The sequence below is a fragment of the Leptospira bourretii genome, assembly GCF_004770145.1.
GTDB classification, from domain to species: domain Bacteria; phylum Spirochaetota; class Leptospiria; order Leptospirales; family Leptospiraceae; genus Leptospira_A; species Leptospira_A bourretii.
Genome location: NZ_RQFW01000019.1, coordinates 434,456 through 449,019, shown reverse-complemented (window position 1 = coordinate 449,019; position 14,564 = coordinate 434,456). Strand labels below are relative to the sequence as shown.

General features: G+C 37.8%; 15 protein-coding genes. 8 read left to right on the top strand and 7 right to left on the bottom strand.

Features of this window, described 5'->3' with window-relative positions; all coding sequences use genetic code 11:
- Nucleotides 1–7 precede the first annotated feature (7 nt).
- The 5 genes from EHQ47_RS16455 to ychF are packed head-to-tail and all read left to right on the top strand — an operon-like array spanning nt 8 to nt 3,805.
- On the top strand, nt 8–601 hold the full coding sequence (locus EHQ47_RS16455) for an LIC_11883 family protein (protein ID WP_135748806.1): 594 nt from the start codon (nt 8–10) through the stop codon (nt 599–601).
- A 5-nt stretch (nt 602–606) separates the two neighbouring features.
- Complete coding sequence (locus EHQ47_RS16450) at nt 607–1,482, top strand: DUF2797 domain-containing protein (RefSeq protein ID WP_135748805.1); 876 nt, start codon at nt 607–609, stop codon at nt 1,480–1,482.
- On the top strand, nt 1,466–2,155 hold the full coding sequence (locus EHQ47_RS16445) for an RluA family pseudouridine synthase (RefSeq protein WP_135777603.1): 690 nt from the start codon (nt 1,466–1,468) through the stop codon (nt 2,153–2,155). The genes EHQ47_RS16450 and EHQ47_RS16445 overlap by 17 nt, the downstream gene beginning before the upstream one ends.
- Before the next feature lie 12 nt (nt 2,156–2,167).
- Nucleotides 2,168–2,659 carry a hypothetical protein gene (locus tag EHQ47_RS16440; RefSeq protein ID WP_135777602.1) on the top strand — a complete coding sequence of 164 codons (492 nt, stop codon included), beginning with the start codon at nt 2,168–2,170 and terminating at the stop codon, nt 2,657–2,659.
- A gap of 48 nt (nt 2,660–2,707) precedes the next feature.
- Nucleotides 2,708–3,805 carry a redox-regulated ATPase YchF gene (gene ychF, locus EHQ47_RS16435; protein WP_135748802.1) on the top strand — a complete coding sequence of 366 codons (1,098 nt, stop codon included), beginning with the start codon at nt 2,708–2,710 and terminating at the stop codon, nt 3,803–3,805.
- Between the two features lie 134 nt (nt 3,806–3,939).
- On the opposite strand, the gene EHQ47_RS16430 is transcribed toward ychF, so the two are convergent.
- The 6 genes from EHQ47_RS16430 to EHQ47_RS16405 all read right to left on the bottom strand — a co-directional run bounded on the left by EHQ47_RS16430 (nt 3,940) and on the right by EHQ47_RS16405 (nt 9,802).
- Nucleotides 3,940–4,473 (bottom strand): hypothetical protein, encoded by a 534-nt coding sequence (locus tag EHQ47_RS16430; RefSeq protein ID WP_135748801.1) that lies wholly within the window; start codon nt 4,471–4,473, stop codon nt 3,940–3,942.
- An 18-nt stretch (nt 4,474–4,491) separates the two neighbouring features.
- Nucleotides 4,492–5,061, bottom strand: a complete 570-nt coding sequence (locus tag EHQ47_RS16425) for an RNA polymerase sigma factor (protein WP_100719489.1) — start codon at nt 5,059–5,061, stop codon at nt 4,492–4,494.
- Nucleotides 5,058–5,927, bottom strand: coding sequence for a hypothetical protein (locus EHQ47_RS16420; protein WP_135777601.1), 870 nt, complete (start codon nt 5,925–5,927; stop codon nt 5,058–5,060). Before EHQ47_RS16420 ends, EHQ47_RS16425 begins: the two co-directional genes overlap by 4 nt.
- Nucleotides 5,928–6,082: 155 nt before the next feature.
- The gene (locus tag EHQ47_RS16415) at nt 6,083–7,426 is read right to left on the bottom strand and encodes a CHAT domain-containing protein (RefSeq protein ID WP_135777600.1); all 1,344 of its coding nucleotides are present in this window, start codon (nt 7,424–7,426) and stop codon (nt 6,083–6,085) included.
- Nucleotides 7,423–8,568 (bottom strand): cysteine desulfurase family protein, encoded by a 1,146-nt coding sequence (locus EHQ47_RS16410; protein ID WP_135777599.1) that lies wholly within the window; start codon nt 8,566–8,568, stop codon nt 7,423–7,425. Before EHQ47_RS16410 ends, EHQ47_RS16415 begins: the two co-directional genes overlap by 4 nt.
- Nucleotides 8,546–9,802 carry a hypothetical protein gene (locus tag EHQ47_RS16405; protein ID WP_135777598.1) on the bottom strand — a complete coding sequence of 419 codons (1,257 nt, stop codon included), beginning with the start codon at nt 9,800–9,802 and terminating at the stop codon, nt 8,546–8,548. The genes EHQ47_RS16410 and EHQ47_RS16405 overlap by 23 nt, the downstream gene beginning before the upstream one ends.
- Before the next feature lie 38 nt (nt 9,803–9,840).
- On the opposite strand from EHQ47_RS16405, the gene EHQ47_RS16400 reads away from it, so the two are divergent.
- Genes EHQ47_RS16400 through EHQ47_RS16390 form a run of 3 tightly spaced genes read left to right on the top strand, consistent with a single transcriptional unit; the run spans nt 9,841 to nt 13,775 of the window.
- A complete protein-coding gene (locus EHQ47_RS16400) occupies nt 9,841–11,841 on the top strand; it encodes a tetratricopeptide repeat protein (RefSeq protein WP_135777597.1) in 2,001 nt (666 codons plus the stop codon).
- Nucleotides 11,838–12,626: a hypothetical protein gene (locus EHQ47_RS16395; protein WP_135777596.1), complete on the top strand. Its 789-nt coding sequence runs from the start codon at nt 11,838–11,840 to the stop codon at nt 12,624–12,626. The genes EHQ47_RS16400 and EHQ47_RS16395 overlap by 4 nt, the downstream gene beginning before the upstream one ends.
- Nucleotides 12,627–13,775, top strand: a complete 1,149-nt coding sequence (locus EHQ47_RS16390) for a CapA family protein (protein WP_135748794.1) — start codon at nt 12,627–12,629, stop codon at nt 13,773–13,775.
- On the opposite strand, the gene EHQ47_RS16385 is transcribed toward EHQ47_RS16390, so the two are convergent.
- Nucleotides 13,730–14,512: a hypothetical protein gene (locus EHQ47_RS16385; protein ID WP_135748793.1), complete on the bottom strand. Its 783-nt coding sequence runs from the start codon at nt 14,510–14,512 to the stop codon at nt 13,730–13,732. The two genes, EHQ47_RS16390 and EHQ47_RS16385, sit on opposite strands and share 46 nt — an antisense overlap.
- Between the last annotated feature and the right edge of the window lie 52 nt (nt 14,513–14,564).

The window sequence follows — 14,564 nt, the reverse complement described above, 5'->3', positions numbered from 1 at the left end:
GGTAATGATGAAACGACTTTTCCTTCTATTTTTTATTTTACTTTTTGTTTTTACTTTATCTGCTTCCGAAAGGGAATTTGTTTCTGTTCCCAAAAACAAAACTGCTAAAGTTTTGAAGTCGGTTGCTTATGCCACAATCCGTTCCACTCTCCTTGTTTCTTATGGGGAGGGTGAAGAGAAGGAATCGGTATATACTTCTTGTTCGGAAAATTTTCCAAGTATGCCAGGGGACTTCCCTTGCAATTATTTGGATTACGAAGGTACAACATTGGAAGTGGCTCCCAGTTCCGCAACAAATGATGGAGAGGCCACGGAAGGATCTGATCCAGAAGATATCTATCCTGGTGGAAAGATTACCATCAAACGTATCAAACAAAAATCCCCAAACTTAAATGGAAAGGTGGTTTTCCTTGGGGAAGGTGAAGACCAACTCAAACTTTTTTACGGGCCCAAAGGACAAATTTCTCATTATTTGTACAGGCAAACTCTTGTTATATTCAAATGGGATCTTTCACTCACAGAGCCGAGCCTCGTTGGTTTACTTTTTGTAAACGTAAACAAAGATTATTTTCCAGAAGATGTAAAGGAGTTTAGTTTTTAAAATTTATGCCAAAGATCCAAGGGTATGTTCGGAAAATGTCACACAAGGGAATCTCCCCTGTTTCTTATTTTTGGGAGACAGCGAACTACAATGAGGCGGATAAAAAAGATTTAACTGCTAAAGAGTCCACTTCCGAAAACCCTGTAGAATCTTGGATTGGGAAAAAAATTACACTTTCTACAAATGATGAAATTCGATGTTTGCATTGTGGGAAAAAAACGAAAAAGTCATTTAGCCAAGGATATTGTTTCACTTGTTTTACAAACCTCGCAGAAAACGATCTTTGTATTCTAAGGCCAGAAACCTGTCATTTTCACAAAGGCACTTGTCGGGAACCAGACTGGGGGCAAACCAATTGTTTTAAAAAACATACTGTGTATTTTGCTAACTCCAGTGGATTAAAAGTGGGGATCACAAAAGAAAATCCAGTGTCCAACCGTTGGGTGGACCAGGGGGCCAAGTATGGAATTCCCATTTTGGAAGTAACATCTCGAAGGGATGCTGGAATTTTAGAACATTATTTGAGTCAGTTTTTGCCTGATAAAACCACTTGGCAAAAAATGGTGGCGGGCGATCCACCTGATATGGATTTGGTGAAAGAGGCAAATAAATTCCTCAACCATTTGGAAAAAAATGAATTCCTATCTCCTCCAAATACCAGAACCAAACTGGTTTGGAACCGGTTGGATTTAAGTGTTGGTGTAACAACAATCAACTATCCCATTGAAACGTATCCTGAAAAAATCAAATCTCTCAAACTCACAAAAGAAACTCCCATCACCGATACTCTCGTAGGAATCAAAGGGCAGTACCTACTATTTCGGACGGGAGTGATCAACATTCGCAGTCTTAGTGGTCTTTGGATTGAAGTCTCCACTTAAACAAATTCCGATTGGTTTTGGGCTCACAACCAACATTCTTTTTGAATGCGATGAGTTTTTGTTAGCAGAAAAACCAGCAGGAATTCCTGTACATGAAACCAAAGATCCAAACCGAATAGATTTTACAAGGTCACTGGCAACAAAACTTGGCCTCACGGAACTACGCACTGCCAACCGTTTGGATTTGGGAACGAGTGGGATTGTGCTCCTTGGAAAAACCCAAAGTAAAAATAAAGAAATCGATTCCTTATTAAAAGAAGCAGAAAAAGAATATATTTTTTTATGTTTTGGCATTCCCGATTGGAAAGAGAAACGGTTTGAATGTTTTCTAAAAGATGGAAATAAAGAAGTAAAGGTGGTGAGGAGTGGGGGAAAAAAAGCCATTACAGAATTTCGTATTCTTTTGAGTCACCAGAAGGAAAATATTTCTTTTGGGATGGCAAAAATATTAACAGGGAGGCGGCACCAAATTCGTGTTATGCTTCGTGAGTTGGGTTTTCCTGTTTTAGGTGATCCTGTGTATTCTTTAACAACCCAGTCAAAGAAAGAAGAAAGAATGTATCTTCATTCCTTTCGATTGTGCTTTACCGACTTCCAGGGAAAAAAACAGTGGGTGGAGACAGAGATTCCTTTAGAATTTTCAAATCGAATGGGGAAATCACTTTCTCTTTAGATTCAAACCAAAATGAAACACGAAGTTTTTCACCATTTTATCCAAGAACAAAAATTATACAAAATCCTTTCTCGAATTGCCAAATACGTTTCGATTGGATTTCTCGTTATTTATTTGTATTTACTCTTTAGCTCTAGTTATACGGCAAGTCCACTCATTGTGGTGATTAATTACCTTGCCATTCTCACCAGTTTTTCGGGGATCATCACCTTCAAATACTTTGAAATCCCGACTATACTTTTGGATGTTTTTACAGAAGGTTCCTCTGCTCCTTTTTTCCAACTAGGAAAAGAAGAACGTCAGTTCGTTTGGAGAAAGGCAGGACGAGAAGACATTCTACCATCCGACCCCTCCCCAGAACTCATCATCCGAGAACTTTATTTGTTTGATCGATATCCTTGGAAACGGATTGGTAAAATTTACACTGTGGTCTATCTTACCCTTATCCTTAGTTCTATTTTTTATCTTACTTCTGTCTATCTAGAGACAGGATTTCAAAACTAAGGAAGCAATTTTCCTTGTCTTACCGTCTCTCGGTAAAAACCTATCCCTATGGCTTTGAATTGTGGAATTGTAGGTCTCCCGAACGTCGGTAAGTCGACTATTTTTAATGCACTCACGAAGGCAGGAGCCCAAGCTGCCAACTATCCGTTTTGTACCATCGAACCCAATACTGGAGTTGTGGAAGTCCCGGACGAAAGACTGAACCGTTTGGCGGAAGTATACAAACCAAAACGTACGGTTCCCACCATGATTGAATTTGTGGACATCGCAGGTCTTGTGAAAGGGGCAAGCCAAGGGGAAGGACTTGGAAATCAGTTTTTATCGCATATCCGCGAAGTGGATGCAATTTGTCATGTAGTTCGTGCTTTTCAAGATGAAAACATAACACATGTTCATGGGAAAGTAGATCCCATCGAAGACATCACTGTCATCAATTACGAATTAATTTTAGCCGATTTGGATAGTTTGGAAAAACAACAACAACGTGTTGCAAAAACTGCCAAAACCGGGAACAAAGAAGCAGCAGAAATTCTATCTGTTATGGATAAAATTTTAGATGCCTTAAAAAAAGGAAATCGTGCTTCTACAGTGGAACTGGGTGAAGAAGAAAAGAAAATTGCTAAAAAATTTAATTTAATCACCATTAAACCAGTGTTATATGTTGCTAATATTTTAGATTCCGATGTCAAAACCAGCGAAAATCCACTTGTCAAAACCATCATCGATTTTGCTTCCAAAGAAAATGCACCTGTCGTTGTGTTATGTGGTCGTTTTGAGGAAGAAATCTCCGGATTAGAAAAAGAAGACCAATTGGCTTTTTTAGAAGAAATTGGTGAAAAGGAATCGGGTTTATCACGAATGATCCGTGCTTCCTATAAACTTCTTGGACTTTTGACTTTCTTTACTGCAGGAGTAGAAGAGGTTCGCGCTTGGACCACCCACCAAGGGAGCACGGGGCCAGTGGCTGCCAGTGTCATCCATTCCGATTTTGAAAAAGGATACATCCGGGCTGAGGTCATGCGTTATGAAGACATCGACAGAACAGGTGATGCCACCAAAGTGAAAGATGAGGGCAAACTCCGTGTCGAAGGTAAGGAATACATAGTCCAAGATGGAGATGTGATTTATTTCCGAGTGAACGCATAAAAAAAATCCCGACCTTCGTCGGGATTTTGAAGTGAACTAGTTTGGAAAAGAAAGTGGTTCCAAAAAATTAGGAACGTTTTCTCAATTCATCAATGCCCTGGGCCTCTCCCTTTATTGCATGTTCACAAAAAAAATTATGATTGTAACATAAAATGATAACGACCAATTTCCTTTCCTGATTCAAAAATCGCAAGCTCAGGACTGGAATCTAGAGTAATTGGGGAATCAAACATGGACTGAGACCCGAGTTTCGGTAAGGTCTCGACAGGGGCTCCATCTAAAAACAATTTTGCAGAAAGTCGGTCGCAGTTGGTTCCTTCTACCGAAAGGAAAACCTGGTTTTTTTCGGCATTGGGTTGGAAGACAAAATCCAAATCCCTTCCTCCCACCTGTCTGTGGACTCGGAAAGCCCCGCTAGAATTTCCCGTTCCCCGAAAGGCCAATTCCGGAGTTACTAAATTGATACCTCCCTCGTCACTTGTGAGAAGTTTCAATTGGTCTTTCACAAATTGAAGGTAAATCTGTATGCTGGAACCCTTGTTCGGAAGAACGGTATCCAAGATCCAATCGACCGTGGATGAGTCCGCATCTTCCCCTTGGGACATGAGGTAAAGGGCTTCTTTTAATTTGAGTCGGTTCATAAATTCATTCGGATCTTTTGGTTCCATTGTATTTATTTCCCCCCGCTACGGCTTTATTTCCTTTGTCAGGATTTTTTTTATCTTTTCTTTGGCTCGGTTGGCCCGGGCAAGGACAGTCCCTAGGGGAACATCGAGGATTTCCGCAATTTCTTTAAACTTGTAACCTTTTAGCCTCAGGATGAGAATTTCTTTATGAGCATCATCCAAACCTTCAATGAGATCGTAAAACTCGCGTTTTTCTTCCCAAGCAAAATAGACATCTTCCTGGTTTTGCCGATCATCTAAAATATCGATACTCAAATCCAAAGAAATTCCCTCTCGATATTCATACCGACGAATGGATCTTGTCTGAGACATACTGATATTTTTAGAAATTTCACTTAAATAGATAATAAATGCAGGTAAACTATCCCCTTTGAACTTTCGCAGGAGGTGGTAATCGTTTTCTGTGAGTTTGAGATACACTTGTTGGGAAGTGTCTGTGACTTCTTCTCTTGGAACGTAATGCGCACAAGTCCCAATGATGAGCCTGTGGAACCTTCGAATCAACTCCTGCCATGCAGAACTCTTTCCGAGTAGGCAGTTATCGATTAACTTTCGAATTTCATCACTCATATTTCTTTCACCGATTGGACGGAATTTTTGCAAGATATCAGTATATTTTCTAATCTTTTTTGGAAATGATGTGAATGAAATAAGGAATGTCTGATATAACGAATTCGAGTTTGGTTCGTTTGTGAAAAAGAAGTCTGGTCTTTTGTTGTGAACCTTCCATAATCACTAAAAAAACCAAAAAATCCTAATATTCGAATCTTCTGATTGGAATTAGGAATTTCTTCTAAACAAAATTGGAAATCCTTTAGAGAACTAATTTGGTTTGGATCAAAATCTGGGTCAACTTTCCATTCTTCAATCAAGGATAAGTAGAATTTTTTGGATTCGTAATTTTCTTCGTTTAAGTTAGAAGCTGCCCAAGGGTTCTGTTTTGAATAATAAAATAACTGATAGGTGCTTTTGTTCTGTTGTTTCATATCTTGCAGAAGTTTTAAAATTAAAGTTTTCCTTCTGCCCTCTGGCATATCGGAATATAATATGCGATTAATGGCTAAAGTGTATTCTCTTTCTTTTCCTAAGAATAAAACTTCGTGAGATTTATAAAAATTTGAAAATACGTAAATTGTTTTTTCCCATTCTTTTTTTAGTTCATCTACAAGGGGGATGAGTTCTTCGTTTGTTATTTCGGATTCTAAAATTTCAAATTTTGGCAAAACAATTAAATCGAAGATTTTTTTCTTTGTTTGTTTTTCAATTTGGATTTGTTCTTCTTTGTTTGCTGTAACACATTGTCTTACTGTCAGAATCGCATCATAAAAAGAAATATAACGTAAAATCTGTGTTAAGTCTTTAATCTCCGGTTGGTGACATGATTTCCAGTAAAAAGAAAAATCTTCCTCTTCTGCTTCCGTTGTTTGACGAATCAAGTCCCTTGTTTGAATGCCATAGGCTTGGCTAAATAGATTTTGCTTTAAATAATAGGAAGTCCATACATCCTCAAAAGATTTTGATTTTGGGAACCATTGCGCATGGATTGGAAAACTGGAAAAAAAAAGTATGATGAGAATGTTTCTGAATTCTTTCAAAATCCGCTCCTGGTTTTGAACTCATAATACATTTTTTCTTCAGAGGTACCGTTTGATAAAATGGATTCTAATAGTTCTCTTTTTTGAGAATCATCTAAAAATTCATGTTTGGTGTTTAAAAACTGAAGAGCCATTTTGCGGAATTCTGAATTTTTTAAATGAGAGATTTGAAGTAAAATCGGATCCTTGGCAGCGGCAATATCTTCTTTTGGTTTTTTAGATTCTACCTTGGGCGTATTTTGGATTTCAAAACTCTCTACCTTGATAGGCTCCTTCTTTTTACCTAAAAAAACAATACAAAAAAATAAAAACAATAAAACAAACGTTATGCCCGCAATTTGACCAAACTTACGTTTGGGTATTTGTGTTGAAAAATGGACTAAGCTAATTGCCGTTATGATCTCTTTTGAAGTTCCATTATATAATGTTTTTCTAATTTTTGCTAAGGATTTGTGGGAACTTTTTGATTTTAAAAAAGAGTCCCAGAATTTGATTCCAATGCTCTTAGCTAAGTTAGATTCCACTGGGAAAAGAAACCCTATGACTTCCTTGGCGCCAGCTTTTAAAAAACTCGTGGTTAAGCCTGAATGTTCGATAGAGTCAAAAGAAGAGTGACAGCTGTTGAAAAAAACAAGATCTAAATTGGTAAAAGAATGTTCTGCTATTTCTTTGGAATATAAAAAGTCGTTTGCACCCAGTGGAATTCCGTTTTTTTCCGTATGGCCTGCATAGTGTAGATACTTTACAGAACCAATTTCTTCAATTAGCCTTACCCTTGTTAAATGATTTTCTTTTAAAATCCTCAAGTTTAGTTTTTTTTCCAAAATAGGAAAAAGGATCGCACATTCTTCTTTTACAGTCGCAATTAAGTTGGGTTTAACTGGATTACAAACAAGTAAAACGGAATTTGTTTTTTGTTTGTTTTCTTTTTGGATTGTGTCGATTCTGATTCCTCTTCGGTAATCTTTGTCTTGGAATAAAAAACCTTTGTGTGTGCGTAAAATTTCCCAAGGGATGGGGGAAAATTCAGGATCAATGAGGAGTTGGATGGAATCGGGAAATCCGGGATAACGCCAAAAGGGGAGTGTTTTCCCAAAAACAATTTGTTCCAGACTATCCGATTTTTTCCCTAATTTTTCTAAGAATTCTTCATTTGTGGGATTTTGTGAAAGAACTCTTTCGACAAATAGAGCCCAATCTTTTAAAAATTCGCTGAGGAGTTTACCGGAGAACTTGGTTGTTTTTTCCACAGTTCCAAATTGGTCTTGTTTTTCTTCCCAAATACATTCTCCATCGGCGAATTCTTCTCTGGAATATTTTGCGATAATTCTAAGTTTCATGGGACTTCAATGGACTGGAATTTTTGGATTAATTCCTTTGCTCTCGATAACAACTGTTCTACGTCTTCTTTGGTTGTAAAATATCCAGTGGAGATACGAATAGAACGTAAGGCTTCCTCTTCTGTGTAGCCCATATGAAGAAGAGATTTTGAGGCTTCTCTTGCTCGGGATTTACAAGAACTTCCCGTAGAAACTAAAATTCCTTTTTCTTCCATTCCTAATAAAAAGAAATCTACGGCTTGGATGGGTAAAATGAGAAAAGTTGTATTCGGAAGTCGTCTTGAGTTTTTTGCAATGATGATACAACCCATTTCTTCTAAAGATGTTTCGATCATAGATTGATATAACTGAAGTCGTTTGTTTTTCTCTTCTAAATGTTCCAATTGGAATTTTGAAACTTTATTTAAACATTCGATGGCAAATGTATTTTCTGTTCCAGCTCTGTGATCATTTTCTTGGTTTCCGCCACCAAACACACGAAAGTTTGTATCTGCATTTGGTAAATAGGTAACAGCGGCACCCATTCCCGCACCAATTTTATGGCCAGAAAATGTATAACCATCAAACAATGAAAAGTTGAGGTAAACTTTGCAAAAACCTTGCATTAGATCACTATAAAAAAGTTGCCCATATTTTTTGGTGAGTTTTGAAATTTCTTCAGCTGGTTGGATGACCCCAGTTTCGTTTCCTGCATAAAGGCAAACCACAGGCCTTGGATTTTCTTTTAGTTTTTTTTCCAAATTTTGAATGTCAATGATCCCAGATTGATCAGTTTTGATTAAGTCAGCGCTAAAACCATATGATTCTAAGGCCGCATACATACTAGAATGTTCAAAAGGGGAAACGATTAAGGAATCTAAGTTGGGATACAAAACACGTAGACTTTGGATGAGTAAATAGTTTGCTTCTGTTCCTGTGGCAGAAAAAACAAATTGTTTTTCATTACCTCCCGTTAGGGTAACTAAATACTTTCTTGTTTGTTCGATTTTTCCTTGGTTTTTTAAGGAATACCTGGTGATCCCAGATGGATTGTAAAACTCAGAGAGATACGTTGCCAAGCAGGATTCCAGAATTTCTGCAAAAGGTGGGTGTGTGGCATTGTAATCAAAATATTTTATTTCATTCGTTAAATGGGATTTCATCTGCTTCTTCGTAGCGACCCAGTTTGCGAAGGACGGATCTAGTTAAATTATGATATGATTTTAGAATATCGTCTTTTTTTCCACCTACGCTTCGTTCATCGACATTTCGAAGTTTTGGTTTTAGGGCATCAAGGATCGTCAAACTTTTGGAATTTTCTTTGAGTTTGTGATAAGATTCCGCTTCTTTCATTTTCGATTCAAATTCATGAACGAGAAGTGCAGGAACATTGATATCTTCAATTTCTGAAGCAAGTTGGATATTGGCAGCTTCTTTGAATTCAGTTGCCGCACGTTTGTAATAGGTTTCTTCTTCTCTACCCAGTTGAAAAAACAATTCAGCCCGGCGGAATTTAAATTTTAAATACTCCCTTTCATCTGCACCAACAAAGTAAATGATCCTTTCATAAATATCATCCATTTCTCTGGGAGAAAAGTTTTTCATTCCTGTTAATAAAATTTGTCTGAGAAGTGATTCTAAATAATCGTTTGCAGAAACTTCAGAAAAATCGCTGCGTTTGATGGAAGATAAAACTACAGTTCTTTTTTGAACGGCACTGAGTCCACTTGGGACTTTTTCTAATTCGGTTAATTTCTTTAAAACAAAACTTTCTGTTTCCAACATATGTGTTTTGTAACCGAGTAGGATTTCACTTGGGCGACAACTTGCCCATGCAACGGATTCAATTTTTTTTGGGGCAAGGAGTTCTGGTCCTGAAAAACGTAACGCTCGTTTGTAGTAGTCAAGAGCAGTCAAAACTGCCTCAATATGAGAATTCCAATAGTCTTTGGGATTGGGCCCGAGGGTGAGTTCTCCTTGAGGTGCCATTCTTAGGAAGAGGGGAGAGCCCCAATCTTTGGCTTTTTCTCTCCAGGTGAGCTCTAAAAAATGATCTTCCACATGTTCTTTGCTTCGGAAATACAAACAGGCTTTTTCCATAAGAGCCAAATCCAAAGGCAAAATGGAGCCTTTGGTATTTTCTTCCGAACTAAAGAACTGGCCTATGGTTTGGAGGATATCTGTTCCTCCCTCTTTTCTACCATCAAGGACTGCATCCCCTTTGGCGATGAGTTGGTGCGCAATCCGGGGATTGGGATAACCAAAAAACGAATTGTAAGCGAGGGTGAATTTGGCAAGGATGGTGTCCTTGTTTCTCAGAATCCATGGGAAAGTGATTGCCCACACGATGAGAACGGCCAGGATGTATTTTAAATTTTCTCGGAAGATTTGGTTCAAGGATTTTCCCTGTTCCCGATCGTTGCCGGAATCTACTAATGTTTCAAGCAATTAAAACTGTAAACCGTCCCTTCCTCTTTGTTTTCTTTTGTTTTCTCTCTCTTTCTCTGTTTGCCACCGAACCTGGGACAAGAACCAAAGAATGTTCTACGTTAGATCCTGGAGTACCATCAGAGTTTCTCCTCTCTCGGGCTCTCAGAGAACAGGTGGATGGGTTTCAGGCAGCCCAAAGGCGCAAAACAGAAGAATCCAAACTTTCCTTTGAACGTTCTGTTTCTTTTCTGGATTCTTACCACAAATGTTTGTTGGAAGTTGGCAAAGAACCAAGCGCTCTTAGTTCGGAAACATTGGCTTTGAATTATTTGGAACTAGGAGTTTTGGACCAGGCTTGGGAATGGTCGGAAAAATCTATTGGCAAATCACCGGATGTATCAAAAGACCTGGTTCTTTTGCAAACAAGGATTCGAATTCGGCAAGGAGAACTAGCAAAGGCATCGGAAGTTTTGGAAAATTCCCTCCACAAGTTTCCGAACGACCCTGACTTTTTGTATTTACTCGGAAATTTGAATTTCGAAAGAAAACTTTGGAACCAGTCTATTTTATACTACACTGCACTTTCCTTTGTCATTGAAAGAAGAGACAACCATTCCAAATACAAATACCTTACAGCAAAAGCTCTGGGCGAACTTAATTATAAATTAGATCATCCAAAAATTTCCATCAAACGTTATAGCGAATATACAAATGTTTATAAAAATGATATGGAAGTTTTGTTTCGATTGGCACAAATCTATTTTGTGTTAGGTGATTTTAAAAATTGCCGAATTTACCTGGAACAGATTCGAGAAAAAAATCCCAGAGACATTGATGCCTCTCATATGCTCGCAGAAATTTATTTTATGGATTCTCGAGACACAGCTCCCATTTATTTTGCGACCTTAAAAAAAGAGAAAAAAATTCCAAAAGAGGGAATTGTCTATTTGTTGGATCGATTGATTTCGGGATCAAAACTTGGGTTAGAAACAAAACTAAAGGCTTATATCCAAGAAAATCCAGGAAGGTTATCTCCTCGGATTGCTCTTTTGGAATTGGCCGAAAAAGAAAACATTCCCGAATACGAAGTATTAAATGCGGACACAGCCCAATATGCATTCGAGTATAGACAATACCTTACAGCAGAAAAAATATTACGAAAAGGCCTTTCCCGAATTGAAACAAAGGAAAATGCCAGCGAAGAAAAATCTTTGTATTTCGAAAAAATTTCATCCTGCCAAGAGATGATTGGATTGTGGAACCATGCGGTCAAGTCGACCAAAGAAGCTCTTAAGCTTACAGAACAAACCGATAAAAAGTTTCGGTTGCGGTTTCGATTGGCTTATCTTTACTTACAGGGGAACTTAAAAAAAGAATCTCTCTCAGTTTCTATTTTATCTGATACAATCAAAGAAAATCCAACTTCCACTCATTTATATTTGAGAGGTCTAACTTATTTCCAGTTGGCAAAATACAAAGAAAGTGTACAAGATTTTACTGATGCCATCAAACTAGATCCAAATAATTATAATTATTATTTTTATCGCGCCACAGCTTTTGATAAATTAAAAAAGTTTAGCGAAGTGGAAGCAGATTTAAAAACTACACTTTCACTCAATCCCAATGCTTCGAATGCAATGAATTATTTGGGATATCTGTATGCAGAAAAAGACATCAATCCCGAAGAAGCAAATAAACTTCTAAGCCAAGCAGTGTCTTTGGAACCAGACAATCCTGCTTACCAGGATAGTTTGGGTTGGGTATTGTTTCGGAAAAAAGATTTTAATCGAGCCTTACTCCATTTGAATTTTGCTGCTTCATTGGCATTGGAACGAGGATTTGAAGATCCTGTGATTTATGAACATTTGGGCGATGTGTATTTGGCCAAAAAGGATCCAGTCAATGCGCTTCAATTTTTTAAACTTTCAGAATCAAAATCAAAATCAGAGCCAAATAAAGACTTAATCGCAAAAATTAAAAAAGTACAAAAGGAAATTTCAGAATGAAAGGAAATACCATCCTCTTTAGCGTTTTATTTTTGATCATCTCTTGTCAGTCAACTGAAGTAGAGGATCCTAATTTCATCGGAAGAGACAAAGAAAAATATATTTCAGCGAAAGAGGGAGAATCCAAAACCTTACTCAAAGAAATTTTAGAAAAACAAACCGAATTCCAAAGTTTTAAATCTGAGTTTTCCATGCAGATCCAAACCTTTGTTCCGAAAAAAGAGAATGTATCTTTGGATGGGAAACTCTATTTTTCTAAAGATTCCAAACAGATCAAAATCCAACTCATGGATAGTTTTTTTGGAATGGTTTTTACTGAACTCATTGCAGGCCCAAACCAAATCCAAATCAAACCAACTAGTACAAAGGAAATCCAAACCTTGCCGATGGGAGACATCCTCATCCAAGATCCAAACACGGGTAAAAAATTTGCGATCCCTTTCCCTGTCATTTATGAATATTTGACAGGCGCATACATCGGTGAAATCCAAAGTCCAAAGGCAAAATTCAATACAAATGATACGAGGATTGCTCTATCCAAAGCCGATGGAGAGTATGAGTATTTTTTTAAAGCGGGGAATTTGGACCGTTTGGAACTTGTTAGTGTCAAACGTGGGTTAAAAGCAATTGCTCTTGTGAAAACCAAACCAGAACAAATTCATCCACCAAAGGAAATTATCACCAAAGTCATTAGTTTGGATACTGAAAAGGAAAACGTCCTCATCCAAATTAAACTCAAAAAATCACAAATCACGGAAGTGCCTTCAAACGTATTTCGTTTTTAAATGAATCTGTTTCGTATTTGTTTAGCCTTTGTTTTTGTTTTACCCTTTTTTTTATTGGGAGCAGATATTCCTGAATCGGTAGAGCCAAAACTGGATTTACCCATTCAGAACCTTTACCATTTTCGAACAGAAACAGGAGAGACCATCCAATATCCAAAATCCACCAAATTATGGTTTGGTGGGGATGTGATGTTCAATTGGGGTGTAAGGGATTCGATGCGAAGTGAGGATCCTTACTTTCCTTTTCGCAGTTTTTCTAGTTATTTGAAAAACTTTGATTTCCGTTTTCTCAATTTAGAAACTCCGATCCTTCACAAAACTCCGGCTGCTGACCAAAGAAAATCCTATGTGTTTTTTGGGGAAAGAAGGGATTTGATGGTTTTGCGAATGCTTGGGATCGATGGGGTTTTTCTTGGAAATAACCATACCATGGACTTCGGAGAAAACGGACTTTATGATACCTTAGAGTTGTTAGATGAATTTGGAATTCGTCATACAGGGGCAGGCAAAAATACCGATGAGGCTTTGGTTCCCATTACGGTTTCCAAACAAAATACCGAGTATCGGATTTTTTCTTTTTCTGATACTGGTGAAACTCGGTTGTTTTCGGGAACCAAATCTCCGGGGGCAGCATACTTTCGAGTGGGAGTGGCGGAACGTTTGGTTAAAAAAACAAAACCAAACCAAGTAAACATTCTCTCGGTTCATTGGGGTGTGGAATATAACCCTCTTCCAATGGATACGGAACGGAACGCCGCTAAATATTTGGTAGGTGCTGGTTATCAGGTGATCATTGGACACCATCCTCATGTCCCACAAGGGATTGAAGTATTTCCAAAAGGTGTGGTAATTTATTCCCTCGGTAACTTTTTTTTTGGATCTAAAAACCAATATTTAAAACACAATATCTCTGTGGTTTTGCATTTTGATGGCGATAAACTTTTGTTTGTGGAAGTGGTTCCTGTTTTTGGAAAACACCAATCGCTTCCGGGAGATCATTATTTTTTTCCTTTAGGTCCAAAAGAGGCAGAAAGTTTTTTAAAAGAATATGCGATCCTCTGTAAACAACTCGGAACCGATCTTGTGATTTCTGGGGGTAGGGGTTATGTTTTTTTGGATAAGGAACTAAAGGCCAAACTAAAACCGTAGTGGAACCAACTGCAAGTAAGCCCTAGTGCAAAAAATGGAAAACTAAGTTCTAACAAATTGGTTTTGTAAATCGAAAACAACTGCAAAAAAAATCCTGTAAAAAAAAGAACGGATGCCGTTCGTAAAATCCAACTTTTTTCGTATAACCAAAAGTAAACGGAAACTATTGCCACATAACCGAATAAACAAAACCATTTGAGTTGGGATGTAGGTTTTAAATATTCAAGAGAAGGTGCCATCTCTTCCGCTGATTTTGCATCCAGAACATTTAAGATTAAAATGTTTTCGATTAGATCCGCAAAACCCGCAATCACAAGGAGTAAAACCATTCCCATAAAGATTTTTAAAAATATGGGTCTTACCTTTCTTCCCGCATAATGCCCGGTATATGTTAAAAATGCCAAATAACAAAAGATAAATCCAAAGTCAAAATAGTGAACCTTTCTATATTCCGCAGATAAATGGAAAAAATCAATGGTGTCAGGGATTCCGATTAGGTCTTGGACTTGTTTAGGGGTTTCTGCCATTTCAAGGCCGAGGAGGGTGGATTCAAATCCGGAGTGGTTGTCGAGAGCCGGTTCTTTGGGAGTGATGTGGTTTAGAAAACCAGCATAAAGTGCTAAAAATAGGCCAAGACCGAGGCCCCAAACTTCTGGAAAATTTGATTTTTCACCCATAAAAATGTTAGAAATTACATGGAAATGGAAGGGTTTGGGAACTCCAAGAAGAAATTCCATTGACCCAAGGCCCCATTGGCAAAACCCTAGTGGAAACTAACAAATTCTTCTA